At 67.4% G+C, this 25,183-nt stretch carries 20 protein-coding genes and 1 riboswitch; of the genes, 4 read left to right on the forward strand and 16 right to left on the reverse strand.

Annotated features, from left to right (window positions below; all coding sequences use genetic code 11):
* Nucleotide 1: 1 nt before the first annotated feature.
* The 11 genes from GTO19_RS07660 to GTO19_RS07710 all read right to left on the reverse strand — a co-directional run bounded on the left by GTO19_RS07660 (nt 2) and on the right by GTO19_RS07710 (nt 12,462).
* Entirely contained in the window at nt 2-571 is a 570-nt protein-coding gene (locus tag GTO19_RS07660) for a GspH/FimT family pseudopilin (protein WP_291019940.1), read from the reverse strand.
* Between the two features lie 130 nt (nt 572-701).
* Entirely contained in the window at nt 702-1,838 is a 1,137-nt protein-coding gene (ribD, locus tag GTO19_RS07665; protein ID WP_291019942.1) for a bifunctional diaminohydroxyphosphoribosylaminopyrimidine deaminase/5-amino-6-(5-phosphoribosylamino)uracil reductase RibD, read from the reverse strand.
* Between the two features lie 10 nt (nt 1,839-1,848).
* Nucleotides 1,849-2,307 (reverse strand): type IV pilin protein, encoded by a 459-nt coding sequence (locus GTO19_RS07670; protein ID WP_291019943.1) that lies wholly within the window; start codon nt 2,305-2,307, stop codon nt 1,849-1,851.
* A 5-nt stretch (nt 2,308-2,312) separates the two neighbouring features.
* A complete protein-coding gene (locus GTO19_RS07675) occupies nt 2,313-6,749 on the reverse strand; it encodes a PilC/PilY family type IV pilus protein (RefSeq protein ID WP_291019946.1) in 4,437 nt (1,478 codons plus the stop codon).
* 23 nt (nt 6,750-6,772) lie between these two features.
* Complete coding sequence (locus GTO19_RS07680; protein ID WP_291019949.1) at nt 6,773-7,300, reverse strand: PilX N-terminal domain-containing pilus assembly protein; 528 nt, start codon at nt 7,298-7,300, stop codon at nt 6,773-6,775.
* On the reverse strand, nt 7,300-8,328 hold the full coding sequence (locus tag GTO19_RS07685; protein WP_291019952.1) for a PilW family protein: 1,029 nt from the start codon (nt 8,326-8,328) through the stop codon (nt 7,300-7,302). Before GTO19_RS07685 ends, GTO19_RS07680 begins: the two co-directional genes overlap by 1 nt.
* Entirely contained in the window at nt 8,325-8,816 is a 492-nt protein-coding gene (pilV, locus tag GTO19_RS07690) for a type IV pilus modification protein PilV (protein WP_291025855.1), read from the reverse strand. Before pilV ends, GTO19_RS07685 begins: the two co-directional genes overlap by 4 nt.
* A gap of 17 nt (nt 8,817-8,833) precedes the next feature.
* The gene (locus GTO19_RS07695) at nt 8,834-9,583 is read right to left on the reverse strand and encodes a GspH/FimT family pseudopilin (protein ID WP_367243804.1); all 750 of its coding nucleotides are present in this window, start codon (nt 9,581-9,583) and stop codon (nt 8,834-8,836) included.
* Between the two features lie 34 nt (nt 9,584-9,617).
* On the reverse strand, nt 9,618-10,067 hold the full coding sequence (gene nrdR, locus GTO19_RS07700; protein WP_291019963.1) for a transcriptional regulator NrdR: 450 nt from the start codon (nt 10,065-10,067) through the stop codon (nt 9,618-9,620).
* 16 nt (nt 10,068-10,083) lie between these two features.
* A complete protein-coding gene (gene glyA, locus GTO19_RS07705) occupies nt 10,084-11,328 on the reverse strand; it encodes a serine hydroxymethyltransferase (RefSeq protein ID WP_291019966.1) in 1,245 nt (414 codons plus the stop codon).
* A 35-nt stretch (nt 11,329-11,363) separates the two neighbouring features.
* Nucleotides 11,364-11,525: riboswitch (ZMP/ZTP riboswitch) on the reverse strand.
* A gap of 55 nt (nt 11,526-11,580) precedes the next feature.
* A complete protein-coding gene (locus tag GTO19_RS07710) occupies nt 11,581-12,462 on the reverse strand; it encodes a lytic transglycosylase domain-containing protein (RefSeq protein WP_291019970.1) in 882 nt (293 codons plus the stop codon).
* Nucleotides 12,463-13,189: 727 nt separating this feature from the next.
* Here GTO19_RS07710 and GTO19_RS07715 point away from each other — a divergent pair.
* Both GTO19_RS07715 and GTO19_RS07720 read left to right on the forward strand, forming a co-directional pair.
* Nucleotides 13,190-16,819 (forward strand): DUF748 domain-containing protein, encoded by a 3,630-nt coding sequence (locus GTO19_RS07715; RefSeq protein ID WP_291019973.1) that lies wholly within the window; start codon nt 13,190-13,192, stop codon nt 16,817-16,819.
* Nucleotides 16,820-16,911: 92 nt separating this feature from the next.
* Entirely contained in the window at nt 16,912-19,548 is a 2,637-nt protein-coding gene (locus GTO19_RS07720; protein ID WP_291019976.1) for a DUF349 domain-containing protein, read from the forward strand.
* On the opposite strand, the gene GTO19_RS07725 is transcribed toward GTO19_RS07720, so the two are convergent.
* From GTO19_RS07725 to GTO19_RS07745, 5 genes are read right to left on the reverse strand one after another with little or no spacing between them, the layout of a single operon-like run.
* Complete coding sequence (locus tag GTO19_RS07725; protein ID WP_291019978.1) at nt 19,526-20,374, reverse strand: zinc-dependent peptidase; 849 nt, start codon at nt 20,372-20,374, stop codon at nt 19,526-19,528. The genes GTO19_RS07720 and GTO19_RS07725 overlap by 23 nt on opposite strands.
* Nucleotides 20,371-21,171, reverse strand: a complete 801-nt coding sequence (locus GTO19_RS07730) for a UDP-2,3-diacylglucosamine diphosphatase (protein ID WP_291019981.1) — start codon at nt 21,169-21,171, stop codon at nt 20,371-20,373. Before GTO19_RS07730 ends, GTO19_RS07725 begins: the two co-directional genes overlap by 4 nt.
* A gap of 17 nt (nt 21,172-21,188) precedes the next feature.
* On the reverse strand, nt 21,189-21,695 hold the full coding sequence (locus GTO19_RS07735; RefSeq protein ID WP_291019983.1) for a peptidylprolyl isomerase: 507 nt from the start codon (nt 21,693-21,695) through the stop codon (nt 21,189-21,191).
* 2 nt (nt 21,696-21,697) lie between these two features.
* Nucleotides 21,698-22,288, reverse strand: coding sequence for a peptidylprolyl isomerase (locus tag GTO19_RS07740; protein WP_291019986.1), 591 nt, complete (start codon nt 22,286-22,288; stop codon nt 21,698-21,700).
* Nucleotides 22,289-22,298: 10 nt separating this feature from the next.
* Nucleotides 22,299-22,880 (reverse strand): tetratricopeptide repeat protein, encoded by a 582-nt coding sequence (locus tag GTO19_RS07745; RefSeq protein WP_291019989.1) that lies wholly within the window; start codon nt 22,878-22,880, stop codon nt 22,299-22,301.
* 222 nt (nt 22,881-23,102) lie between these two features.
* Between GTO19_RS07745 and cysS the strand changes: the two genes are divergently transcribed.
* Together cysS and GTO19_RS07755 are read left to right on the forward strand one after the other, a co-directional pair.
* A complete protein-coding gene (gene cysS / locus GTO19_RS07750; RefSeq protein WP_291019991.1) occupies nt 23,103-24,485 on the forward strand; it encodes a cysteine--tRNA ligase in 1,383 nt (460 codons plus the stop codon).
* Nucleotides 24,486-24,493: 8 nt separating this feature from the next.
* Entirely contained in the window at nt 24,494-25,123 is a 630-nt protein-coding gene (locus tag GTO19_RS07755) for a DNA-3-methyladenine glycosylase 2 family protein (RefSeq protein ID WP_291020138.1), read from the forward strand.
* Nucleotides 25,124-25,183 lie beyond the last annotated feature (60 nt).

The following is a 25,183-nucleotide window of genomic DNA, read 5'->3' on the forward strand; positions in this document are numbered from 1 at the left end:
ATCAGTTGCCAGCCTGTACATAGACGCGTCCCATGGCGTTGATGACGACGGAGGCGGTGGCCTCTGCTGCATGACTTGGTCGGATGGCGACTGAGGTCCGGCCTTTGCGCAGGGTGCCGTTCGCCCTGAACGTCAGCAGTGCGGGCCTGTTGTCGTCCGCCATTGACGCAATGCCTGTCGGCGCCTGGCGCTCCCGGATCACCGGCTCGCCAGTGTCCAGGGCGTCGTTGCCGTTGGTGTCGGAGAACACCATCCAGCCCATGGACCAGTCGTCCCCTGCGCTGCACGTGCCGTCCGCGGCCCGGGGGCACATCACCACCGGGCGGGAGGTGCGGGTGGCGGTGGAGCGGGCCAGGCGTACGTCCGCCGTCAGACTCTCGATGGTGGCGTCGGTACGCCAGCGCTGCAGCAAGCCAGTGAACGAAGGTATGCCGATGCCGAGAAGGATGGCCAGGAGGGCGATAGCCGTCAGCAGCTCGATCAGGGCGAGGCCGTGGCCTGTCGCACCTCGGTGGCGAGCGTGGTGTGAAACGGATGGATGGTTGGGCAGGACGCCCTGAGAGCGGGTCATGGCCCGCGATGGTTCAGTCCTGGGGAGGCAAGCGCCCCTGCTCAGCGATGGGCTGTTTGGTCAAACGGATGTAGAACAAAGTCCTACTCTGTTTGAAGTAGATCTGGCCTGAGCGGTCGCCTTGGGGCAATCAGAGGTTCGTGAGAAACGCGTCGCGCCCTTCGACCCTGGCGCGCAGCCGCAGGTCCGCGCCAATCGCTTGGCTGTCCAGCCACCGGAGGGCGACGCCATCGGCGAGGCGCTCCAGCGGGCCGAGGGGTGCCATGCCCGCGCCCTGCCCGAGCAGGCGGGGCGCCAGGTACACCAGGAGTTCGTCCACCCAAGCTTCTCGCAGCAGCGAGGCATTGAGCTTGGCTCCGGCCTCGACGTGCAACTCGTTCACCTCGCGCAGAGCCAGCTCGCGCAGCGCTGCGCCAAGGTCGACTTTGCCTTTCTCTCCGGGCAGGGGGATGGTGTGGGCGCCGCGCTGTTGCAGCGCCTTGGCGCGCGATTCGGCAGGATCGGCATGGAAGAACCACAGGTTGCGCGGCAGGCCTCCATGGGGTGGTTCAAAGAGCCGCGCCGTGGGCGGCGTATCCAGGCGACTGTCGATCACGGCCAGATGCGGTTGCCGCACGAGACCAGGCAGTCGTGCATCGAGGCGGGGATTGTCTTCCAGCACGGTGCCTGCGCCCGTCAACACGGCGCAGGCCCGCGCGCGCCACCGATGCCCGTCTTCGCGGGCGGCCTCGCTCGTGATCCATTGGCTTTGTCCGTTGGGCAAGGCCGTGATGCCGTCGAGCGAGGCGGCGACCTTCATGCGGACCCAGGGCGTGCCTCGGATCATGCGGCTGAAGAAACCGATGTTGAGTTCGCGGCTGCGGATGGCGGCGGGGTGGTCGGTGGGGAGCAGATCGACCTGGACGCCCGCGGCGCGCAGGCGCTCGAGCCCCTGGCCTGCCACGCGGGGGTTGGGGTCGGTCGTCGCCACGACGACGCGCGACACCTGCGCTGCGATCAAGGCATCGCAGCATGGCGGGGTGCGGCCAAAGTGGGAGCAAGGTTCCAGCGTGACATAGGCGGTGGCGCCCGCCACGGACTCGCCACGAGCGCGGGCGTCGCGCAAGGCCATCACCTCAGCGTGCGGGGCGCCGGCTTGCTGAGTGTGGCCCTCGCCAATTACGCGGTCCCCGGAGGCCACCAACACACAGCCGACACGCGGGTTTGGGTTCGAGAGGAGCAGACTCCGTTCCGAGAGAAAAAGGCTCTTCGTCCAATGAGCATTCATGTGGGCAAGCCTACCAGCAGGCTGCCCGACCTCCGGCTCCGCTGACGGTCTTGCCGCCCGTTTGGTCCAATCGCAGGGTGCCACATCGGGTGTCTCCGGCCTGGGCGGCGCCTGGGATCGCCTCCAGCGTGAAAGCGGTGGTGGTGGGAAAACCCGGAGCGAACTGCAGCGTGTACGTAGTGCCCAGGTCGGTTCTACAACTGAGCGCGGGCAACTGGGCCGTCGTCACTGCCGTGCCGCAATTCGCGCCGGTCATGTCGTACCGCAGGCACGTGGTGTAGTTGCGCTCCATCCATTGCGCCAGTTCCATCATGCAGCCTGCCGCCGCCGCACGCCGGGTCTTTTGCACATAGGACTGATAGCTGGGATAGGCGACCGAGGCCAGAATGGCCACGATCGCCACCACAATCATCAGTTCAATCAAGGTAAAGCCACGGACACGTCGAGGCAGGGGATGTATCGGTTTCATGCGGCTCAGTCCCGGATGATTTCACGCCATGACAAGCGGCCTTTTTGAGCCACGATGCCTGTGTTCACCTTGACGTCTTCGACGGTGCCTTTGGAGCCCCCAACCACGAGGCGGTCCCCGATCAGCAGCGCCTGCCCCGGCATGCCCACGCCCAAGTCAACCGATCCGATATACACCGAGGTGCCGTCGGGCAACCGGATGACGTCGTCGTTGAATCCGTTGGATTCGTTGATGTCGAAGAATGGCAGGCTCAAGCGAGCGCAGGTGAACGGATTGATGGCGTTCAGGTAGCCATTGCCACCGGGCTCGCAAAGGTTGCTGGCGTCCGGAATGATGCTGCTGCCGACGAGCGTCCATTCGGCCAGCTTGTAGGCTTGCGAGGCCGACACCATGCGTTCCCCGCGCTCGGGGAGATCGATGTAGCAGCCATCCCGGTTGGTCATGTCGCCCGCACTCGAAGCACTGAAGGCCCGCACCTTCCTTCCGCTGAACGTGCTGCTGATGAGCACCGTTCTTTGCGTCATGTTGGCCCGCCCGCCAACGGCCATGCCTCGATCGATGAAGCTGTACCAGGTCTGGGTGTCGGTATTGACCGGGTCCCCGCCTTCGATGTATTTGCCGGTGCCGAAGAAGACGAACCGCTGGCCGAAGTTCGCGTCCGATTGCACGGGGTTGACCATGACCGTCATGGGCGCCGTGATGGGTTGGAGTCGGTTGGAGGAATCCCTCGCCACAAAGACCGGGGCTGAATTGTTGGCCACGCCCCAGTCGGCGGGGTTGGCCGAACTCAGATCGAACTTCCACACATTGCCGAACAGGTCGCCGGCGTAGACGAGGTCGGTGATGCCATCGTTGTTCTGGTCAAAGAGGCCAGGGGTCGCCAAGCCATTGGAGCCCGTTACGGGCGTGACGATCTTTCGGATGACTTCGCCGGTGGCCACATCAAATGCATACAGGGCGGCGGAGCCGTTGGCGCTGTTGTAGCCATTGCCCACCAGGGCCACCAGGCGGTCGTTGTTGGTGCGGGTCACGATGGGCCGTCCCAACATGTAACCCAGGTCGTTGTCTGTCGCGTTGAAGTACTCCCACTTCACGTCCGCTGGGCCGAAGTTTGCGGGATCGGTGACATCCAGACCGAACAGCCCTTTGCCGCCTCTGCCCAACAATCCGACGAGGTAGACGCGGTCCGATGGCAGCCGTTTGGGCGTGAGGGCGATGTCCCCGTCGACGTAGTATTGATGGTTGGCGGTGTAGGAGGTGTTGGCCAGGTCTTTGAGGCGCGGCATGACGGAGCTGGGGATGTAGCCGAAGAGTTCCGTGCCTGCCGGGGGCGTGGCCCCTACGATGGATTTGGGCGCGTGGAAGGCGTGCAACATCCCGTCATTGGCGCCGACAAATACGGTTTCTGTCGACGAACTGTAGGCGGGGGAGGAGTGCGCAACGTCACCCAGAACCGTCGTTCCGCGGCTGCGATAGATTGCTGCACCGCCCCTTCCGATTTCATTCGTCTGGTCGCCGCGTACGAAGTTGAACAGGCTCTCAGAATTGTTGAACAGTGCCTTCTCTGCCGGAGAAAGATTGGCCCAAAGGAAGACTTTCCCTTTGTTGGGACCGCTAATGTCGGAGTTGTAGACGATGCGGCGGCTGTTTGCAGGCGGAATCCTGCTCGCTGCATTCCACGACGTTTGATTGCTTACCCCATCGTTCGACGCCTGGTAGGCCACCAGATCGCCGGACCAGCCTTCAGGGTTGAAGGTGGCCTGGAACACGAACGTATCCAGTGACAACGAGGTGCTGTTTGCGATGACGCCGCTGCCGCTCCCCTTGCTGGCACCGATGTTCTCCAGTGCGACGCGCAGTTGGTCCTTCAGCGTGCCGGGGTTCTGTACGAGGAAATAAGTCTTGGGTGTCGGGTTGAGGTCGCTTGTGGGACTGTTCGTCCACTCGGACCGTCGGTTCGGGCCGAGGTTGGTGGAGTCGTCCTCGGGCGTGTAGCCTCCGTACTTGGCCAGGTACCACAACGGACCCTTCAACAGGCTTGCCCCGGAGGCCCCGGGAGTGAAGGTAAAGGTGCTGGCGACGCCCAGGCCCGGCAGAGAGCCGCAATCGGCGGGCATGGAGCTCACGTTGCAGTAGCCCGGTTCCCGACCTGGCGGCACGTTGAGGAAATAGGCCGGCGAGTTGGTTTCATCCCGGACCACCAGGTAGACGCCGTCCTTGGTGGTGCCAGAAACGACGTAACCCATGTTCTGCTGTATGCCACCGGCTTGGTAGGTGGCGGTCACGGTGACGGTCAGCGTGTTGTCGGCATTGGCCCTGATGACGTAGCGGGCAATGGCGTCCATGTCGTGGTCACCACCCTGCTCGACGTCTTCAAAGTTGATCTGGAAGGTCGCTTGGAAGCGGCCTCCATTGACTGCGGCGTTGTAGTCGCTGCCACTTGTGCCGGTGGAGTTGGCGATCTGCTCCACGTAGAAGTCCACGATCTGGTTTGTGGGTTGATAGGCGCCCTTGGTCGCCACGATGCCTGAGCCGCCGACAGATTTGGCGAACGGGACAAAGGAGATCTTGCGCCCGTTGGGCAGGGGAATTTCAAAGTTTGGCAACGGCGAACTCAGCGCGATGACGTACGAGTCGACAGTGACCTTGTGGGGGTTGACGTCGTTCGGCTTGGGCAGGTTGCGTACGCCGGACGTCTTTGCCCAGTAGGCCACCGCCGCCGAGTAGTAGCTGCCCTGTTTGGTGGGCTCCTCCGGGGCCAGGCCCCGGATGTTGGCCATCGAAGTCACATTTTTGGCCGTGGGGGCGGAGTCGTAGACGCTGTTCGATTCGCCGATGAACCGCAAGCCCGTGATGCTGGATGTGGCGCTGGCCGCTTCGATGCCGGTGATGAAGCCTGCGTAGGTCGCGGCGTTCAGCGAGGCGAGATTGCCCGCGGTGCCGAGGCTTGGTGGCGCAGCGTTGGCAAACGTCGAACCGGACATTTGGTCCGAATCAAAAGACGGGTTGATGTCCGAGATGACGAGGAAGTTTGCTCGAGAGCAATATGGGCGGTTCTGATAGGGGTCATCCCATGTCGCACTGCTCAGCCCCACCGCGGTGTCGTGCGTGCGGTTGCTGCTACCGCTGGGATCGAACGCGGGCAGCGGGGACCCGGATCCGGCAAAGTAACGCGCGCTCTCCAACAGCATTTCGCCGATCGGATTGCCCCAATCCACCAATTGTCCTTCCGTCGGCGCCTTGGCCGAGTCGGTATAAGGGCTCGACTTCCAGTACTCGTTGCTGCTGCTGCTCTGGTTGAACCCACGAATGCGCAAGCGGTTGAACGTGTCGACGATCGGCGCCGAGCCGCTCAAGAGCTGGCCGGTGTTGGCATTGACCTCGTTGGCAAAAGAGGACACCACCTTGCGAAGGCGCCCGCCCGACATATGCCGGTCGTAGCTGCCTGTCATCAAGCCGAAGAGCATGGCGTTGTTTTCGCCATATTCGTGAAGGAGACCAATGGGCTTGTATGACCCATTGGGATAGCGTTTGCACTCGTTGTGAAATGCCGTGGTGCAGACCTCGGCACGAACGGTAAAGTTCTCTTCTGCTCCGGTGCCATTGGGGAAGCTGCCCGAAGACAGTTCGTCAGCCAGCACCGGGCGCTCTTTCGAGGCCCATTCCCAGATGCGCTTGTCGCCGCCGACGTTGCGACGGATGCGCAGCAAAGGAGGCAGGTTGCTGCAGTTGTTCAATGTCGCGCAACTGCGGTCGATGTTGCCCGTCAGGTTGCCGAAGAAATGCCGCCTGTTGCTGCTCGTGGGCAGATCCAGCGGCGTGTATTCCCGAATGTCGTAGCCGTCGGTCGAGACGCTGTGGTATTCCTTGCCCCAGCTGTGCGCGTCTTGTGGGATGTAGGCGCGGCGCAGAACGGTCTGCGTGGTGCTGTCGACATCGCGGAAGCCGCCATAGAGCACCTTGCGCAGGGCGTCAATGCGGCTGGTGGTGACGTAGTTCAGCCAGTTGCCCGACCATTCCGCCGCCCCGGTGCACTTGCCGAAGTTGGTGGTGCCTACTGCCCCGGCCTGGGACGTAGGCTGGAACATTTCCGCGTTTTCCGTGGCGACTTCGGCGGCGCTGCCGATGGAATAGCTGCTGCTGTTGCCCAAGTAGGTGTAGCAGAGTGTCGAGTCGAACAGTCCGTAGTAATTGATAGAGGGCTTGAAACGCACATCAATGGCGCCATTGCCATCGATGTCAGATGCGTCGTTGTAGGCCTCGTAGAACAGCTTGTGGTCGCGCCCGGCGATCAGCATCGCCATGGGCGTAGCGCCAACCGTGGCACTGAGCGGGGTGTTGGGCCAGTTGAGCGCGTGGGCCGCTATGGTGAGTTGCGATCCTATGATGGCTGAGAGGGCCAACCACTTCGCGGTTCGGTTGAGATGGGTCTGGGTCGACATGGGGTTCTCCCTGTGCGCGGACTTCAATCTGTCGCGTAAATCGACTGCAGCATGACAGCGGCCCTGTCGGCCCCCGCGTTGCTGCGCGCCGTGATGCGGTAGCGGCGGCAGGTCATTAGCACGCTGGAGCCAGGGAAGCACTCGAAGGTGTTTCCGAGGTATTCCACAAAATACTGCGGCGTGATGGTGACGGAGCCGCTGGCGACGGCGCCCGCCGAGCGCCAGCTATTGAAGGAAGCGTCGAGCCAACGGGGCGTTGCGGTCGGCACAGGGGCGGCGCATATGCCATTGTTGCAGCCGCTGGCCGGGGAAGGCTTGTTGGCTTCCACAAAGGCTTCTGCGTCGCGCAAGGCCGCCTCGGCGGCTTGGAACGACAGGCTGCGGTCATAGGTGTGCGCGGTCATCCGTTCTTCCAGCGTGACCGACCGCAGTCCATTGAGGCCGACCAGCGACATGATGACCAGTAGCACCAACGCGATGACCAGGGCAATGCCTTGCTGCCGCCTGCGGCCCGGGCGAAAGGAGGCACGTGGTTGCAAGACTTGCCTCATCAAAGGCTCCGGTTACGCACGCTGATCACCTGGAGGAGTTCGCGTTGAAGCGGTTGTTGATCGGTTCCGACGCTTTGAGCGGTCTGGAACACCAAACGCGCGCGGACGGCGACAACCTGCTGAGGGGCCGACACGGTCCAGTCGGTGATGGCGCTCGCATCCACCCACTCAGTGCCCAGGGCGCCGGACGCTGTGTTGCGCAGAAGATAGTTGATCTGCATATCGGTGACGCCCTCGGCGACTTCCTCGGACGCGCCCGCGGCATTCATCCGGTACAGCGAGCGCCCGCCGTCGGCCCTGTTGCCCACGTACCAGAAGGACGCGGTCAGTCGATTGATGAAGCCCCCGGGCGAAAATGTCTTGGTGGTGCCGGTTCCGCCGCAGACCGTGGGGAAGCCCAGGCCGATGGTGCAGTTGCCCGGAGCGGGCGGGGGAGCGCCTGCGGCAAACGTCAAATTGGCATTTGTGCCACTGTTGGCTGCGGTGATCTGAGCGATTACTGCGGTCTGCGGATCGCACACCATCACGATTTCACCCGTTTGCAGGCCGTGGTCGGCGGTTCCTGCCTGTACGACAGCGGTCGCCGCATCGTGGTTGGCCAGCATCACCCCGGTGTCCATCGCGCCTGTCAGCACCACGATGGCGTCGGTGCCATCGACGCGCTGTGTGGCGCCATTGCCCGTCGCCACGATATCCGTGGCGACCTGATTGCCGTCGAACCCCCGAATGGGCCCCGCGTCCCAGTTGGATGACCACTGAGTGGCGCTGTTGTTCAGCACGTTGCCGATCGGCGTGGCGCCGCAGACATTGCCCCCCGCTAGCCGGATTTCGCGTGCCGTCAACTCAAACGCCAGCCGGGCGTTTTCTTGAAGTCTGGCGAGGTTGTCGTTCGTGCGGAAGGTTTGCTGGTTGGTCAGGAAGATGTTGAGGATGCCGCCGATGAGAAACAGCCCCAGGGCCAGGGCGACCATGAGCTCCACGAGGCTGAAGCCGGTGACGCGCCGGTGCAAAGACGCTGGGCCCTTCACAGCCGGCTCCTGGTTTCAATGCGCTGTTGGCCTAGGCCACCCGCTCGCGAGTCGTCCCAGGTGATCTGGATAATGCATTCATTGGCGGCACCGGCACCGCAGAAGATGGCGCCGCAGGTTGTGTCGGCATCTCCCAGATTGTCTCGCAGGCTCAAAAGCCACTCACGGCGATTGTTGTCAACCAGGGTGGGCTGATTGAACACACCGGCGCTGCAAGCAGGTTCGATGACTCCGTCGCCCCCGGCCGACCCAGTGTTGTACTGCTGCGAAGTGGCGGCGGTGCGGTCGGCCCTCATTGCGTCGAGCATGTAGTAGCTCAGCATCACTGCCTGGCTGCGCGCATAGGCGCTCTGGTTGGTCTTGAGCGCGTTGGCTTGCAGCCCCGCCATGCCCAGCAGGCCAAGGGCCAGGATCAGCACGGCCACCAGGACCTCGATCAGGCCTACGCCCGACTGTGATCGCCGCCGCAATTGCGAAGAGGATGCCATGGGGTTCGTCATGGTGATCAGAGAGGACAAGCCGCGTCGACGTTCGCCGGAGTCGTGGAACTGATGCGGCCCGACGGCGTAATGGTGATGTCGCGCGCGCGACGGTCATTGCCCAGTGCCGTCGCCGAGGTGCATACCCGGATGCGGCCTCCCTGCGCGGCACCCGCCAGGGTCCGGGACGTGCCATCAGCGGCGAACGAGACGAAGTTGGCCAAGGCAGCGTCGCCCACGACGCTCATGCCGGTGGGCGCTGCGTTGAAGTGGGCCACGATGGTTTCCCCGGCGTCGACCTCAGCGCTGGCGCCGGCCCGCGTCACGTCGACGAAAGCGATCCAGCCTTGTTGCCAGCTCCCCGCGTCGGTACAGGTCGCGCCATCGGTGCTCTTGCACAGGGTGACCCGCCCGCCGCGGCGAATGGCTTCGCTGCGGGTAAACGTCAGCGCCCCGACGAAGTCATTGGTCACTGTCGTTAAGCGACTGGAGGCAATGAATGATTGAAACCCTGGCACGGCGATCGCCAAAATAATCGCCAGCACGGCCACGGTGACCATGAGCTCGATCAGCGAAAAACCCCGCGCCTCGGGGCGGTTCGGGGGGCGTCTGGTTAGCGAATGTTTCACGCCCGGATTGTCGGCGGGGCGCTTCAAACCACTGGCCAAAGGCGCCGAAGTGCCAAATAAGCGAGACGAACGGTTTGCAAGCCTCAGGAAGAGCAATACGCCATTTTTAGTATTTCCGCTCCGCTCGAAAAGGAAGCATCGGCACATCCACCAACCGGCGCAGGGGCGAACCACCTCGTCGTCACCGCTTCACCTCATCCACCAACGCCCTGAACTCGTCAATATCCTCAAAACTCCGGTACACGCTGGCAAACCGGATATACGCCACCTTGTCGAGCTTCTTCAACTCGCGCATCACCATCTCCCCGATGCGATTGGCCGGCACCTCGCGCGCGCCCAGGTTCAGCAGCTTTTCCTCGATGCGCTCGATCGCCGCATCGACCTGCTCGATGCTCACCGGGCGCTTGCGCAGCGCCAGCGCGATGGAGGCCCGCAGCTTGTCGGGCACGAACTCCACGCGGCGACCATCCTTCTTCACCACCATGGGGAAGCTGACGTCAGGCCGCTCGTAGGTGGTGAAGCGCTTCTCGCAGTGACCGCAGCGGCGGCGGCGGCGGATGAAGTCGGCGTCTTCCGAGACGCGGGTCTCGACGACCTGGGTCTCGAGATGGCCGCAGAAGGGGCACCGCATCGCCGCCGCTCCTGGTTCAGCGGTAGACCGGGAAGCGCGCGGTCAGGGCGTTGACCTTCTCGCGCACAGCTGCGATGTTGGCCGGGTCGCGCGGGTTGTCGAGCACGTCTGCCACGAGGTTGGCGGTGAGGCGTGCTTCTTCATCCTTGAAGCCGCGCGTGGTCATGGCCGGGGTGCCGATGCGCACACCGCTGGTCACCATCGGCTTCTCGGGGTCGTTGGGGATGGCGTTCTTGTTGATCGTCATGTGCGCCTGGCCCAGCACGGCCTCAGCTTCCTTGCCGGTGATGCCCTTGGCGCGCAGGTCGACCAGCATGACGTGGCTCTCGGTGCGCCCGCTGACGATGCGCAGGCCACGCTGAGTGAGCGTCTCGGCCACGATCTGGGCATTCTTGGCCACCTGTTGCTGGTAGACCTTGAATTCGGGCGAGAGCGCCTCCTTGAAGGCCACCGCCTTGGCGGCGATCACGTGCATCAGCGGGCCGCCCTGCAGGCCCGGGAAGATGGCGCTGTTGATGGCCTTCTCGTGCTCTGCCTTCATCAGGATGAAGCCGCCGCGCGGGCCGCGCAGGGTCTTGTGGGTGGTGGAGGTCACGACGTCGGCGTGCGGCACCGGATTGGGATAGACGCCCGCTGCGATCAGGCCGGCGTAGTGCGCCATGTCCACCATGAAGATGGCGCCCACGTCTTTGGCCACCTTGGCGAAGCGCGCGAAGTCGATGCGCAGGCTGTAGGCGGAGGCGCCGGCGATGATCAGCTTGGGCTTGGTCTCGTGGGCCTTGCGCTCCATCGCGTCGTAGTCGATCTCTTCCCGGGCGTTGAGGCCGTACGAGACGACGTTGAACCACTTGCCGCTCATGTTGAGCGCCATGCCGTGGGTAAGGTGTCCGCCCTCGGCCAGGCTCATGCCCATGATGGTGTCGCCCGGCTTGAGGAACGCGAGGAAGACGCCTTCGTTGGCGGAGGCGCCGCAGTGCGGCTGTACGTTGGCGGCGTCGGCACCGAAGAGCTGCTTGGCGCGGTCGATGGCGAGCTGCTCGGCCACGTCGACGAACTCGCAGCCGCCGTAGTAGCGCTTGCCGGGGTAGCCCTCGGCGTACTTGTTGGTGAGCAGGGTGCCCTGCGCCTCCATCACGGCCGGGCTGGCGTAGTTCTCGCTCGCGATGAGCTCGATGTGGTGTTCCTGGCGGGCGTTCTCGGCCTGGATGGCGGCGAACAGCTCGGGGTCGGTCTGTTCGATGAGGGTGCGGCGGTCGTACATGGCAGTCCTGAATGACGAGGAACCTTGCGCGTGACAAGGGCTGCCCAGGCGAACGGCTGAACGCCCGGCCTGCCGGCACGGGCGGTGCGCTTCCCAGTGGTTGTCCCGGCAGCCGCCCGGAAAGGGCGGTCGGGTGTCCACGTCAGCGGCCGATTCCTCGATCGGATGGCCGCCTATCGCCAGTCGCGCACCGCGTTAGTTTAGCCGAGCGGTGGCCGCCGGAGCCCCCTCGCTGCCGTGCGCGGCAGACTGTCAGGACGGGATGGCCGTGACCGGCGGCGTGGCGGCGTTGGGCCGCACCTCGGCCTCGACCTCGCTGCCCGGTGCCGGGGCGTTGACCGGGATGGCGCGCACCGGCGGCGGCGTGTCGAAGTGCTTGAGCGGCTTGCCCTGGGCCACGCGCTGGATGCGCAGGTGCTCGGCCATCACGCGGTTGATGTACCAACTGCCGTCCGTGGAGACGGCGCCCACGTACAGGCGCAGGCCACCTTCGAGCGAGCCGGAGCGCTTGACGGCGTCTTCCAGCACGCGCGCGCCCACGCGCAGGTTCGACAGCGGGTCGAAGGCCGCGAGTTCGCCGCCGAAGTCCTCGTACTTGTCGGTGTGGACACGGGTCAGCACCTGCATCAGGCCCTGGGCGCCCACGGGACTCTGCGCGAAGGGGTTGAAGCGCGATTCGATGGCCATCACGGCCAGCAGCAGGGTCGGGTCGAGGCGGGTGCGCTCGCCGATCAGATAGGCCTCGGCCACCAGCGCACCCAAGGGCTCGGGCGCCACGCGGTACTTGCGGCTGAGCCACTGCGTCACCTTGGCCTGCTGGTCGGTCAGGTCGCGCAGGTTGGCCACGGTCACCCGGTCGATCGCGGTGGGTTCTACGTCCACCTCGCGCTCGACCAGCTGCTGCGCTTCCTGGCGCTGCAGCAGCCAACTCAGCAGGCGTTCCTCGCCGCTGGCGCGCAGGTCGGCACGCATGCCGAAGACGAGCAGCACCACCGCCGCCAGCGTGCCCAGCAGGGCGAGGCTGTTTTGCGTGGTGTGGATGAAGCCGCGGTACACGTCGTTCGCGGCGTTGTTCAGGGACGAGGCCAGGGCACTGGTCGTGCTCTTCTGCGGCGTCGGCGAGTTGGTCCTCATGGATCGCTCCTTGCTGTTCGTCGGCGCCGTTCGTGGGATCGGCGCAGACGCTCGTTGGGGTTGCTCTCGATGGCAGCGCGGAGCGCTTGGTGCCTTGAGTGAGCCCGGGTGGGCAGCGTCGGGTTTACCCTCGCATGGGCAAAAGTGGGCGGATGGTAGGGAGACGTTAATAGCCAGTCAATGGTTTTGAACGCTGTTTGCAGAATAATTAGTAATATAAAACTGTGAGCAAGTGTGTCGAAATCGACGCGCCGCCGAGGCGCCCCAATGGCCACGCGGGTTTGCGCGTGGTGGGCCCTGGTCTGCCGTTTGTCGGCATCTTGCCGCCTTTCATGCTGCAAAACGGGGTTTTGAGGCCCCGGAATGGGGTGGTGGACCCCGATTGAAAAGTTCCATGGTGGGGCGACGTCTGCGCCTTGATTCGATTGCGGGCGCGTCGTACGCTCCATCCCGCCGGTCTTGAAGTCCGGCATCAGCCGACTCGGTGGCGATCCATCGAACGGCCTCCCTTGGGGGCAATCTCTTGCTCCCTGGCTGGCGGGACATCACCCTCCCACCACCCACCCCGACGGCAAGTGCTTCATTGCCCGCCGTCAACCCCGGCAGGTCTTCCTGCCGGGGTTTCTTGTTTCTGGGGGCCTGTCACGCGACTCGACCTGGCTTGCGCGACACTGCGCGCATGGTCGATACGGCAACGGACACACCGCCTTCCGCGCCCCACAGGGCCTTGCGTTCCCGCCTCGGGCGGTGGCTGGCGTGGGCACTGGGTGGCCTGGTGGTGCTCTGGGGTCTGGCCTGGCTGGGCATACCGCCCCTGCTCAAGTGGCAACTGGAGAAGCAGGGCAGCGAGCGCTTGGGCCGCGCCGTGACGGTGGAGCAGGTGCGACTGCACCCCTGGTCGCTGGAATTGTGGGTCGACGGCTTGCGGGTCGCCGATGCCACCGGCAGCGGCGCGCTGCTGTCCGTGCGGCAGCTCTATATAGATGCAGAGCTGCAATCCCTCTTGCGGCTGGCGCCGGTGATCGATGCCTTGCGCGTCGACACGCCGCAACTCGCGCTGCGTCACCAAGGCGAAGGCCGATGGGACTTCGATGACATCGTGGCCCGCCTGGCGCCGACCGAGGCCCGGGCCGAGCCGGACGAGGGCCCGGCGCGCTTCGCCGTGTTCAATATCGAGCTCGTGAACGGGCAGGCCAGCGTGGTGGACGAGCCGGTGGGCGTCACCCACCGGCTCGACGCGCTGCAACTGACGGTGCCGTTCCTGAGCAGCCTGGGCTCGCGTCGGGAGGTGGTGACGGAGCCGCGGCTGGCCTTCACGCTCAACGGGAGCGCCTTTGACAGCCAGGCGGCCACGACCCCCTTCGCCGAGGATCGCCAGACGCGCGCACGCGTGCGGATTCCCGCGCTGGACCTGGCCCCTTACCTGCCGTATTGGCCGAAGGCCTTGCCGGTGCGGCCGGCCACTGGCGCCTTGCACCTCGACCTCACGCTCGACTTTGAGCAGCAGGCCGAACCGACCCTGGTGGTGTCGGGCAGCGCGGGTGTGTCGAACCTGCGGCTCGACGAAACCGATGGGCCGCCCCTGCTGTCGTCGCCGCGCCTGGACGTCGCCCTGCAGCGCGTGGATCCGCTGCGCCGGCGCGTCGCCCTGGGCGCGGTGCGCTGGCAGGGGCCCGAGCTGGACCTGCGGCGCGACGCGCAGGGGCTGATCAACCTCCAGCGTCTGGCCGCGCGTGTGCAAACCCCGCCCGCCAGCCCGAGCGACACCGCGCCGCCTGCGCCGTCAACCCCGCAGGCGGCTTGGCAAGTGACCGTGCAGGGTGTCGACCTGAGCGACGCGGTCGTGCGCTGGCGCGACGACTCGGTCAAGCCGCGGGCCGAGCAGGATCTGCGCATCGACTCGCTCACGGTGGCGCCGATCGCCTGGCCGGTTACCGAGCCCGCGCGCATCCGGCTCGCGGCCGCGGTGGGAGACGCCACGTTCAAGGCCGAGGGCGAATTCGCGGGCGAGCGCGCCCAGCTGCGTGCGGCGCTCGACGCCTGGGGCTTGCGGCTGGCCGCGCCTTACCTGGCGTCGGTGCTCGAACCGGAACTCGATGGCACGGCTCGCGCCGCGCTGGTGCTGGACTGGGCACGCGGCGCCTCGGGAGAGGCCGACCGGCTCAGCCTGCAGGCGACCGAACTGGTGGTGGACAAGTTGCGCCTTGGCCCGGCGAAACGCCCACTGGCCCGGCTGGACAGCCTGCGCTTGACCGACCTGAACGTGGACCTGGCGAAGCGCAGCGCCGACCTGGGTCTGGTGGCCCTGGACAAGCCCCAGCTCGACGTGCACCGCGATGCGCGCGGTCAATGGATGGCGCAGCGCTGGATGAAATCGTCGGCGACCGAGGCGTCCGCCGACACCGAGGCGGCGCCCTGGAACTGGCGAGTCGCCGACCTGCGCCTGCAAGGTGGAGGCGTGCGCTTCCTCGACGAAGCCGGCGTGCGCCCGGTGCGGCTCAATCTCGACCGTTTCGACGTCCGCCTGCAGGACCTGCAGGCGCCGGGCGAGCGCGCGCCCGAGATGCCGCTGAGCCTGAAACTGCGCGTGTCCGATGGCGAAACGCCGGTCAGCGGCACCGTATCGGCCGATGGGCGCCTGCGCCTGCCGGGTGCCGGAGGGGCCGGTCCGGATCTGCGCTGGCGCAGCCGCGTGCGGGTGGAGCGCTTTCCCGTGCACGCGCTGGAGCCTTACCTCGCCGACCGGCTCAACCTGGAGCTGCTGCGCGCCGACACCAGCGTGCGCGGTGACATCGATCTGGGGCTGTCCGCCAACGGCCCACGCGTGGAGGCCGCCGTCGACGTGGCGGTGGAGGACTTCCGCGCCAACACGCTGGCCCCCGGAGAGGAACTGCTGCAGTGGGAATCGCTGCAGGTGCGTGGCCTGCGGGTGCGCAGCGCGCCCAACCAGGCGCTGTCGGTGAACGTGGCCGAAACGGTGCTGAGTGATTACTACGCGCGCATCGCCATTGACGAGAACGGCCGTTTCAACCTGCAGGATTTGATCAGGCCCGCGCCGGGCGAGGCGGCCGAGACCGGCGCCGCGCCAGCCGCCGGCCCCACCGCCGCGCCCGCTACCACCACCGCTGCGATCACGCCGGCCTCCGGCCCCGCGCCCGACATCCGCGTCGGCCCCATCAGCCTGGTCAACGGCCGCGTGCTGTTCTCCGACCGCTTCGTGCGCCCCAATTACAGCGCCAACCTCAGCGAGGTCACGGGCTCGCTCAGCGCCTTCTCCAGCGCGCCGGCCGCGCCAGGCCAGCCGCCCGAGATGGCCACCCTTTCGCTCAAGGGCCGTGCGGAAGGCACCGCCACGCTGGACGTCAATGGCCAGATCAACCCACTGGCCCAGCCGCTGGCGCTGGACATCAAGGGCGTGGTGCGCGACCTGGAGCTGCCGCCGCTGTCGCCCTACAGCGTGAAGTACGCGGGCTACGGCATCGAACGCGGCAAGCTCAGCGTGGACGTGGCGTACCGCGTCGAACCCAATGGCCAACTCACGGCCAACAACCAGATCGTCCTCAACCAGCTCGCTTTCGGCGAGCGCGTGCCTGACAGCCCGGCCAACCTGCCGGTCAAGCTCGCGGTGGCCCTGCTGGCCGACCGCTCGGGCGTCATCGACATCAACCTGCCCATCAGCGGTTCGCTCAATGACCCGCAGTTTCGCCTCGGTCCTGTGATCGTGAGGGTCATCGTCAACCTCATCGGCAAGGCCATCACCGCGCCGTTCTCGCTCATCGCCAGCGCCTTTTCCGGTGGCGGCGCCGACGCCAGCCAGGTGGACTTCGCGCCTGGTCGCGTCGAGCTGGCCGACGCGCAGCGGACGAAGCTGGAATCGCTGGCCAAGGCGCTGGAGAACCGGCCGGCGTTGCGCGTCACCATCGTGGGGCACAGCGACCTCGAAGCCGAGCGCGCCGGCTGGCAGCGCGCGCGTCTGGACGCGTTGCTGCAGGCCGAAAAGCGCCGCCGCCTGGCGCGCGCCGGTGGCGAGGTACCCCAGCAGGTGAACGTGAGCGCTCAGGAGCGGCCCGAGCTGCTGCGCGAGGTCTACCGCCGCGCCGACATTCCCAAACCGCGCAACTTCGTCGGCCTGGCCAAGGACATTCCCCAGGAGGAAATGGAATCGCTGCTGCTGGCCGCCCAGGCGCCCACGGCCGACACCATGCGCGACCTTGCCGTGGCGCGCGCCATGGCGGTGAAGGACTTTCTGGCGAGCCAACGTCTGCCCGAGGACCGCCTGTTCCTGGGAGCGCCCAAGACCGCACGCAGCGGCGGGAATTGGCAACCGCAGGCGGAGCTTCAGCTCGCACCGCGATAGGGCGACGGACCCGAGGGCGCACATTCCCGCGTGGCTGCGGCGACAATACGCGTTTTGCCGCGCGCCACGCCGCGCTGCCGCTGCCCATCCACATGTCGCTGTTTCCTCCGCGTCAGACGCCTGCCCCCCAGCCCGCCGTGAACACCCCATCCAGCCCCAAATCCGCCAACGCCCATCCCCTGGACGCGCTCACCGGCGGCGTCTTCTCCGCCACGAACGCCGGCGAGCGCGCCGCGCGCGTGCGTGACTGGCTCGCCACCAGCCCCTCGGCCGAGCACATGAGCGAGGTGTTCAAGGAACTGAGCCAACGCGACCGCGGCGCGGCCAAGCCGCTGAAAGAGAAACTCGACGAACTGAAGCGCCAGAAGTCGCAGGAGCAGGCGGGAGCCGAGTGGGCCGCCAAGGCCGAAGCCCTGCTCAGCGCCTCACGCCTGAACCTGGCCGACGCCCTGGCCTGGCAGCGCGATGCCGCCCGCGCGGGTGCACCGCTGTCGCGCGAACCGCTGGCCACGCTGCGCCAGCAACTGGCCGAGCGCATCAAGGCCATCGAAGACCTGCAGCACGCGGTGCAGGTCGAGCGCGAGGCCGCGGTGCTCATCGCCCAGCGCATCGAGGTGCTCTCCACCAAACCCTGGCGCGACGCCCAGCAGGCCGCCGACGCGCTGCGTGCCGATGTGGCGCAGTGGCAGCAGCAGATCGGCGGGCTTACGCAAGACGCGCAATGGGCCAGCGTCGAAGCCAAGTTCCCGCCCATGCTCGAGGCCTCGCGCCAGCAACTGCAACTGGTGTGGGACGCGTTCGAGGCCGCGCTGGCCCAGGCCGTGGCGGCGGACACCGACGCCAGCGCGCCCCTGCCGGCCGTGCCCGTGTGGGCCGACGAGCTGCGCACCGCGCGCGGGGTGCCTCCCGCCGAGCAGCAGGCTGCCAATGAGCAGGCGCAGCACGCGCAGCAGGCGCGCCGTGAGCGCGCAGGCGCCGACATCGAGAAGGCCGTGGCGGCGCTGGAGGCGGAGGTGGCCCAGGGCCACGGCAAGGCCACGCCCAAGGCAGCGGCCGAGTTGCGTCAACTGCTCAAGCAGCATGGCCGCCTCATCGGTCAGGCCCTGGAGGCGCGTGCGCACGCCGTGCTGTCGCAAGCCGGCGAACTCGAAGGCTGGCAGCGCTGGCGCGCCGATCAACTGCGTGAGGAACTCGTGGCCAGGGCCGAGGCGCTCACTCAGGCGCCCGAGGGCCAGCGGCCCACGGGGCGCAAGCTGCAGGAAGCCATCCGCCAGTTGCGCGAACAGTGGAAGACCACCGACCAGGGCGGCGCGCCGAACCATGCCCTGTGGAAGCGCTTCGACGAGGCATGCACCGAGGCGCACAAGGGTGTGGAGGCCTGGCTCGCGCAGGTGCGTCAGCAAAGTGAGGCCACGCGCGCCCAGCGCCAGGCCATCATCGACGAGCTGAAGGCCTGGACCGAGGCGCACGCCCAGAGCAGCGACTGGAAAGCCCAGTTGCGCGAACTGCACGCTTTTTCCGAGCGCTGGCGTCAGGCGGGCCACCTGAGCGAAAAGGCCTTTGCCGAGGTGCAGCCGATCTGGAAGGACGCGATGCACCAGGCGCATGCGCGCCTGGAGGCTGCGCAGGCCGAGAGCGTGGCGCGCCGCAAGGCACTGATCGACGAGGCGGGCGCGCTGTCTCAGGCGCAGCCGCTGCGCATCGACGCCGTCAAGGCCCTGCAGCAGCGCTGGCAGGCCGAGGCGCACGCCGTGCCGCTCGATCGCAAACAGGAACAGAAGTTGTGGGAAGCCTTCCGCTCGCCCATCGACGCCGCGTTCGAACGCAAGACGAACGAGCGCCAGCAGCAGGCCAGCGCCGTCAGCGCGGTCGATCAGCGCGTGCTGGACGCGTCGCGTGAACTCGAGGCGGCCACGCAGTCGGGCGATGCGCAGCGCATCCGCGCGGCCATGGCCGCGCTGGAAGCGGCGGGGCGCGCGGCGCCGCCCGCTGCGGCACCTGCGCCCACGGTTGCGGAGGGTGCCGAAGGTGCGCCGGCCGCGGCCGAAGGCAGCGAGGCTGCGCCGGCCGCACCCGCTCCCGCGGCCGCGCCGCGCAAGCTCGTCGCCATGCGCGGCGACGACCGCCCCGGCGCGAAGAAGAGCGAACCCGCGCCCCGCGACGCCCGGCGCGATGGCCGACCCGGCCGTCCCGACGCCCGGGGTGGGCGCGATGGTCGCGATGGCGGACGGGATCGCCGCGATTTCCGCGACGACCGCGAGCCGCGCGGTCCCCGCCTGGGCGACACCGCTTTCCGTGCCCAGCGCCAGGCCCTGGAAGCGGCGCAGGCCAGCCTGCGCCGCCTGGCCGAGCAGGCCCATGGCGAGGTGCTCACGCAGTTGCTCGAGGCCTGGCAGGCGCGCGACGCCGGGCAACTGCCCGCCGCGCAGGCCCTGGGTGGACGCGTCGCGCCCGCTCAGCGCTCGGCCTGGGCCGCGGCGCTGGGGCAGCCCGCGGGCCAGCCGTCCGCCGAGGCGCTGCTGCGCCTGGAGATCGCCGCCGAGGCTCCCACGCCAGCCGAGCACCTCAGCGAGCGTCGCCTGCTGCAACTGCAGTTGCTCACGCGCCGCAACGCGCCGTCGCCGGCCGAGACGTGGGCGCAAGACGTGGCCCAGGTGTTCGCGGGCGCGCACGACGAGAAATCGGCGCGGCGCCTGCAGGCCACGCTCAAGGCGCTGCTGAAGCGTTGAAGAAGCCGTCGTAGAGCGCGAGGAGGGCGGGGAACTCCTGCCCGAAGCGCTCGCGGCTGACGAAGTAGGCCTCGCAGGTCACAGCGAAGAACTCGGCCGGGTCCTTGGCCGCGTAGTCGTCCAGCCAGGGCGGCTCGCCGCCAAAGCGCTCGGCCATGGCCACGGCCTCTCGAAAGCCTTCGTAGGCGCCTTTCATCACGCGTTGCCAGTGCGCTCGCGCCTCCCGCGGATCGCGGGTGCCCAGGAAGCCAGCGGGCAGGGTGGGCGCGCCCTGGGGGTGTTCGCCCACCTGCAGTTCGCGCATGTCCATCTTGTGCACGAACTCGTGGATCACCACGTTGTGGCCGATCGCGGCGCGTTCGCCCGCACTGGCCACGTCCTCCCAGCTCAGCATCAGCGGGCCGCCGTCCATGGCCTCGCCGGCCAGGGCTTCGGTGTATTCGTGCACCACGCCCGCGTGGTCGCGCACCTCGCGGCGGGCGAGCACCGCGCCCGGTTGCAGCACGATGCCGACGAAATCGTCGTACCAGTCGAGCAGGTCGGGCAAGTGCCGCACCGCACGACCGTGCGGCCCGTGCATCCGCAGCAGCGGCCGGCAGGCCTGGGCGGCGATGGACAGGGCCATGGCGTCGGTGACCGCGAGTCCGTTGGCGCCACTGAACTCCTTCTCGGCCAGGAAGTGCTGGCAGAGAACGCGCAAGCGGGTGAGTTCGGCGCCGTCCAGTGAGGCGAGGAAGGGCAATGCCGCGAGTGTGTCCCGCCACAGGGTGTCCGGCACGACGGCGGGGCGGCGCCAGCGGCGCCGCAGGGAGGCGAACCAGCTCATGCCAGAGCGACCCGTCGCGCGCCGCCGTCAGCGCTCAGGCGCAGCGCCTCGGCACGCGGCGGCCGGGCGCCGGCGTGCCAGTCGCTGAGCACGATGCGTTGGCGCCCCTGACCCAGTGCGTGTTCGCCGGGGCGGTGGGTGTGGCCGTGGATGAGCGTGGCGGCGTCGGCGCGCGCAAGCCAGTCGCTCGCGGCCGCGCCGTCAACGTCGGCCCACAGGCTGGGGTCGGGGCCGAGCGTGCGCTTGCGTGCTTCGCTGCGCGCGCGAAGCTCGCGCGCCATGTCCTGGCGCTCTGCCAGGGGGCGCGAGAGGAAGTCGCGTTGCCAGTCGGTGCTGCGCACCTGGGCGCGAAAGGCCTGGTAGTCGGTGTCCGCCAGGCACAGCGCGTCGCCGTGGCTCAGCAGCCAGCGCCGGCCACCGAACACCAGCACGGTCGGGTCGTGCAGTCCGGTCATGCCGCAGGCGCTCAGGCCCTCGGGGCCGAGCAGGAAATCCCGGTTGCCGGCGATGAAGAAGGTGGGCGTGTGCGCGGAGAAGTTGCGCAGCGCTCGCGCGCAACCGCGCCAGAAATGGCGGTCGGGGTCGTCGTCGCCGCCGTCGGCGAGCAGGTCGTCACCGACCCAGACCTCGAACAGGTCGCCCAGGATGAAGAGCGCGTCGGGGCGCGGCGTGCGCGCCAGGTAGGCGAGCCACGCGCCATGGGTGGCGGCGTCGCCCGCTTGCAGGTGCAGGTCAGAGATCAGCTCGACCGAGCGCCACGGCGCGGGCGCCACCAGCTCGGGGAAGCGCTCGGTCATGCGTGGCGGAGCGTGGGTCAGAGGGCCACGGCTTTTTCGATCACGACGTCGGTCTTCGGCACGTCGTCGTGGAAGCCGCGGCGGCCCGTGGGCAGGCCCTCGATCTGCTTGACGACTTCGGTGCCCGCGACCACCTTGCCGAACACCGCGTAGCCCCAGCCCTGCGCGCTGGGCGCGGTGTGGTTGAGAAAGCCGTTGTTGGCGACGTTGATGAAGAACTGCGCGGTGGCCGAGTGCGGGTCGCTGGTGCGGGCCATGGCAACGGTGTACACGTCGTTCTTCAGGCCGTTGTTGGCCTCGTTCTGGATCGGCGCGTCGGTGGGCTTCTGGTTCATCCCCGGCTCGAAGCCGCCGCCCTGGACCATGAAGCCGGGGATCACGCGGTGGAACACGGTGTTGTTGTAGTGACCCTTGTTCACGTAGGCCAGGAAGTTGGCGGTGGACTGCGGCGCTTTCTCGGCATCGAGTTCGAGCGTGATGACGCCCATGCCGGCGATGTGCAGTTCGACTTGCGGATTGGCCATGTTCATTTCTCCAGGCTGGCTTTGACGATGGTGACGGGGGTCTGGGGGACGTTCTGGTGCATGCCGCGGTTGCCGACCGGCACCGCGCGGATCTTGTCGACGACGTCCATGCCGGCAACGACCTTGCCGAACACGGTGTAGCCGTGGCCATCCGGCGAGGGGGCGTTCAGCCCCGCGTTGTCGACCACGTTGATGAAGAACTGCGCGGTGGCGGAGTTCGGGTCGGTCGTGCGCGCCATGGCGATGGTGCCGCGGTCGTTCTTCAGGCCGTTCGAGGCCTCGAGCGGAATGGGTGCGCGCGTGGCCTTCTGCTGCATGTCGGCGCCGAAGCCGCCGCCCTGGATCATGAAGTTGCCGATCACGCGGTGGAACACCGTGCCGTCGTAATGCCTGTCGTTGACGTACTGCAGGAAGTTCTCGACCGTCTTCGGTGCCTTGGCGGCGTCGAGTTCGACCACGATGTCGCCGAGCGAGGTGGCCAGGCGCACACGCGGCGCCTTGTCTTGCGCATGCGCGGCCAACGGGAGGGAAAGTGCCAGGGAAGTGGCGAGGCCAGTGGCCAGGCGGGCGAGGGCGCGGCGTTGCAGCGTCATGGAGAGATCCTCAGCGGGTGGGGGTGTCGAGCAGGCCTTGCACGGCCTTGAGTTTGGGGGCGAGGCGCGGGTTTCGGGCGTCGAGCGACTGGGCGCGTTGCCACGCGCGTTCCGCCAGGCGCGCGTACACGTCGCCCAGGTTCTCGAGCGCGACCGCATAGGCCGGGTTGGCGCGCAGCGCCGCCTCCAGCGCCACGCGGGCCTCGTCGTATCGGCCGGCTGCGGCGTGCAGCACGGCCAGGTTGTTGTGCGGCTCGGGCAGTTCGGGGTTCTCTTGCGTGAGGCTCGTGAAGGTTTCCAGCGCGGCGGCGCTGTCGCCCTTCTGGTTCTGCGCCACGCCCATCAGGAAGCGCATCTGCGGATCGCGCGGGTTGGTGCGCAGGTAGTCCTGTGCGCGAGCGAGCGCCTGATCGAGCTGGTTGGCGCGCATGAGGCGCGAGACCTCATCGTAGGCCGAGGGCGAAGGGATGCTGGGCGACTGGGCCTGCGCCAGCCCGGGTGACGCCACCACCAGGCCGGCCAGCAGGGCGCGGGCGAGGAAGCGGGAAAAGACGAGGACGGCGCGGTCCGGCGGTGAAGCTCGGTGGGACATGGAACCTCATGGGATGCGCCGGGCGAAGCGGGTGCCCGACCAGTGGCGCCCACTGGCGCGTGCGAGCGCGGGATGGGCGTCGATATACTGGCGCATTGTATCTGAGGGGTACCGGCGAGCCGGTCGCATCAGACCGTGCCTGCGGGGCGCCGGACCCGCGAGGCGCCGCGCTTGTGGACGCGGCTCGAGGCGGTCGGCACCGCACCCGTCCTGCGCCTTGCGATGACCCTGAATATCCACAACACCCTGACGCGCCGGCTCGAGCCTTTCGCGCCCATCGAGCCCGGCCACGTGCGCATGTATGTCTGCGGCATCACGGTCTACGACCTGTGCCACGTGGGCCACGCGCGCTCCAACATCGCCTTCGACGTCGCCCGCCGCTGGCTCGAAGCCAGTGGGTACCGCGTCACCTACGTGCGCAACATCACCGACATCGACGACAAGATCATCCGTCGCGCCGTGCAGAACGGCGAGTCGGTTCGCGCGCTTACCGACCGCATGATCGCCGCGATGTACGAGGACTTCGACGCGCTGGGCATCGCGCGGCCCACGCACGACCCGCGCGCCACCGACTACGTGCCGCAGATGCTCGACATCGTGCGCACGCTGGAAGGCAAGGGCCTGGCCTACCGCAGCGGCGACGGCGACGTGAACTACGCGGTGCGGCGCTTCCCCGGTTACGGCAAGCTCTCCGGCAAGACGATCGATGAGCTGCACGCGGGCGAGCGCGTGGCCGTGGCCCAGGGCAAGGACGACCCGCTGGACTTCGTGCTGTGGAAGGCCGCCAAGCCCGAAGAGCCCGCCGACGCGCAGTGGGATTCGCCCTACGGCCGTGGCCGCCCGGGCTGGCACATCGAGTGCTCGGCCATGTCGTGCGCGCTGCTGGGCGAGACCTTCGACATCCACGGCGGCGGCGCCGACCTGCAGTTCCCGCACCACGAGAACGAGATCGCGCAGAGCGAAGGCGCCAACGGCGTGCCGCTGGCCCGGGTGTGGATGCACAACGGCTTCGTCAACGTCGACAACGAGAAGATGTCCAAGAGCCTGGGCAACTTCTTCACCATTCGCGAGGTGCTGCAGAAGTACGACGCCGAGACGGTGCGCTTCTTCATGCTGCGGGCCCACTACCGCAGCCCGCTCAACCACAGCGACGCGCACCTGGACGACGCGCGCGCCGCGCTCAAGCGGCTGTACACCGCGCTGTCGGCGGTGCAGGCGGCGGACGTCGCCATCGACTGGAGCGAACCCTTCGCCGCGCGCTTCAGGGCCGCGATGGACGACGACTTCAACACGCCGGTGGCCCTGAGCGTGCTGTTCGATCTGGCGAGTGAACTCAACCGCGGCAAGGACCCGCGCCAGGCCGGTCTTCTGCGCGCGCTGGGCGGTGTGCTGGGTCTGCTGCAGAGCGACCCGGCCAGTTACCTGCAGGGCGGTGGCGCGGGCGATGCGCTCGACGAACCCGCCATCGCCGAGCGCATCGAGGCGCGTGCTGCGGCCAAGCGCGCGAAGGACTTCGCCGAAGCCGATCGCATTCGCCAGGAGCTTCAGTCCCTGGGCGTCGTGCTCAAGGACAGCGCCGCCGGCACCACGTGGGAGCGCGCGTGATGAGCGAGATGCCGCCTGCCGTCGAACCCGAGTATTGGCAGGACGCCTGCAAGCACCTGATGAAGCGCGACCGCGTGATGAAGAAACTCATCCCGCGCCACCCCGACGTGTGCCTGCAGTCGCGCGGTGACGCCTTCGTCACGCTGGCGCGCAGCATCGTGGGCCAGCAGATCTCGGTGAAGGCCGCGCAGTCCGTGTGGGACCGCTTCGAAAGCCTCACGCGCAAGATGACGCCTGCACAGGTGCTCAAGCTCAAGGTGGACGACATGCGCGCATCCGGCCTGTCCGCGCGCAAGGTCGAGTACCTGGTTGATCTGGCACTGCACTTCGCCGACAAGCGCGTGCGCGTGAGCGACTGGCCCGGCATGGACGACGAGGCCATCATTGCCGAGCTCGTAGCGATCCGCGGCATCGGCCGCTGGACGGCAGAGATGTTCCTCATCTTCCATCTGATGAGGCCCAATGTGCTACCGCTGGACGACATCGGCTTGCAGACGGGCATCAGTCAGGCTTACTTTTCGGGTGAACCCGTCAGCCGCAGCGAGATCCGGGAAGTTGCCGGGTCCTGGGCCCCGTTCTGCAGCGTGGCCACTTGGTATATTTGGCGGTCGCTCGATCCGCTCCCCGTCAGTTATTGAGTCACCCCCGCCGCGCTGCGCGCGACCCCCTCAAGGGGGCGGCGTCAGCGGACCGGCAAA

The sequence above is a fragment of the Hydrogenophaga sp. genome (genome assembly GCF_011772445.1).
Taxonomy (GTDB): Bacteria; Pseudomonadota; Gammaproteobacteria; order Burkholderiales; family Burkholderiaceae_C; genus Hydrogenophaga.

Coding starts and splice junctions, on each gene's coding strand:
- GTO19_RS07675 (WP_291019946.1), bottom strand. CDS start 6,749: ATGTCGACCCAGACCCATCTCAACCGAACCGCGAAGTGGTTGGCCCTC.
- GTO19_RS07670 (WP_291019943.1), bottom strand. CDS start 2,307: ATGAAACCGATACATCCCCTGCCTCGACGTGTCCGTGGCTTTACCTTG.
- GTO19_RS07730 (WP_291019981.1), bottom strand. CDS start 21,171: ATGACCGAGCGCTTCCCCGAGCTGGTGGCGCCCGCGCCGTGGCGCTCG.
- GTO19_RS07735 (WP_291019983.1), bottom strand. CDS start 21,695: ATGGCCAATCCGCAAGTCGAACTGCACATCGCCGGCATGGGCGTCATC.
- GTO19_RS07720 (WP_291019976.1), top strand. CDS start 16,912: ATGTCGCTGTTTCCTCCGCGTCAGACGCCTGCCCCCCAGCCCGCCGTG.
- nrdR (WP_291019963.1), bottom strand. CDS start 10,067: ATGCGGTGCCCCTTCTGCGGCCATCTCGAGACCCAGGTCGTCGAGACC.
- GTO19_RS07660 (WP_291019940.1), bottom strand. CDS start 571: ATGACCCGCTCTCAGGGCGTCCTGCCCAACCATCCATCCGTTTCACAC.
- GTO19_RS07695 (WP_367243804.1), bottom strand. CDS start 9,583: ATGTGCCGATGCTTCCTTTTCGAGCGGAGCGGAAATACTAAAAATGGC.
- ribD (WP_291019942.1), bottom strand. CDS start 1,838: ATGAATGCTCATTGGACGAAGAGCCTTTTTCTCTCGGAACGGAGTCTG.
- GTO19_RS07740 (WP_291019986.1), bottom strand. CDS start 22,288: ATGACGCTGCAACGCCGCGCCCTCGCCCGCCTGGCCACTGGCCTCGCC.
- cysS (WP_291019991.1), top strand. CDS start 23,103: ATGACCCTGAATATCCACAACACCCTGACGCGCCGGCTCGAGCCTTTC.
- GTO19_RS07745 (WP_291019989.1), bottom strand. CDS start 22,880: ATGTCCCACCGAGCTTCACCGCCGGACCGCGCCGTCCTCGTCTTTTCC.
- GTO19_RS07725 (WP_291019978.1), bottom strand. CDS start 20,374: ATGAGCTGGTTCGCCTCCCTGCGGCGCCGCTGGCGCCGCCCCGCCGTC.
- pilV (WP_291025855.1), bottom strand. CDS start 8,816: ATGGCATCCTCTTCGCAATTGCGGCGGCGATCACAGTCGGGCGTAGGC.
- GTO19_RS07710 (WP_291019970.1), bottom strand. CDS start 12,462: ATGAGGACCAACTCGCCGACGCCGCAGAAGAGCACGACCAGTGCCCTG.
- GTO19_RS07680 (WP_291019949.1), bottom strand. CDS start 7,300: ATGAGGCAAGTCTTGCAACCACGTGCCTCCTTTCGCCCGGGCCGCAGG.
- glyA (WP_291019966.1), bottom strand. CDS start 11,328: ATGTACGACCGCCGCACCCTCATCGAACAGACCGACCCCGAGCTGTTC.
- GTO19_RS07755 (WP_291020138.1), top strand. CDS start 24,494: ATGCCGCCTGCCGTCGAACCCGAGTATTGGCAGGACGCCTGCAAGCAC.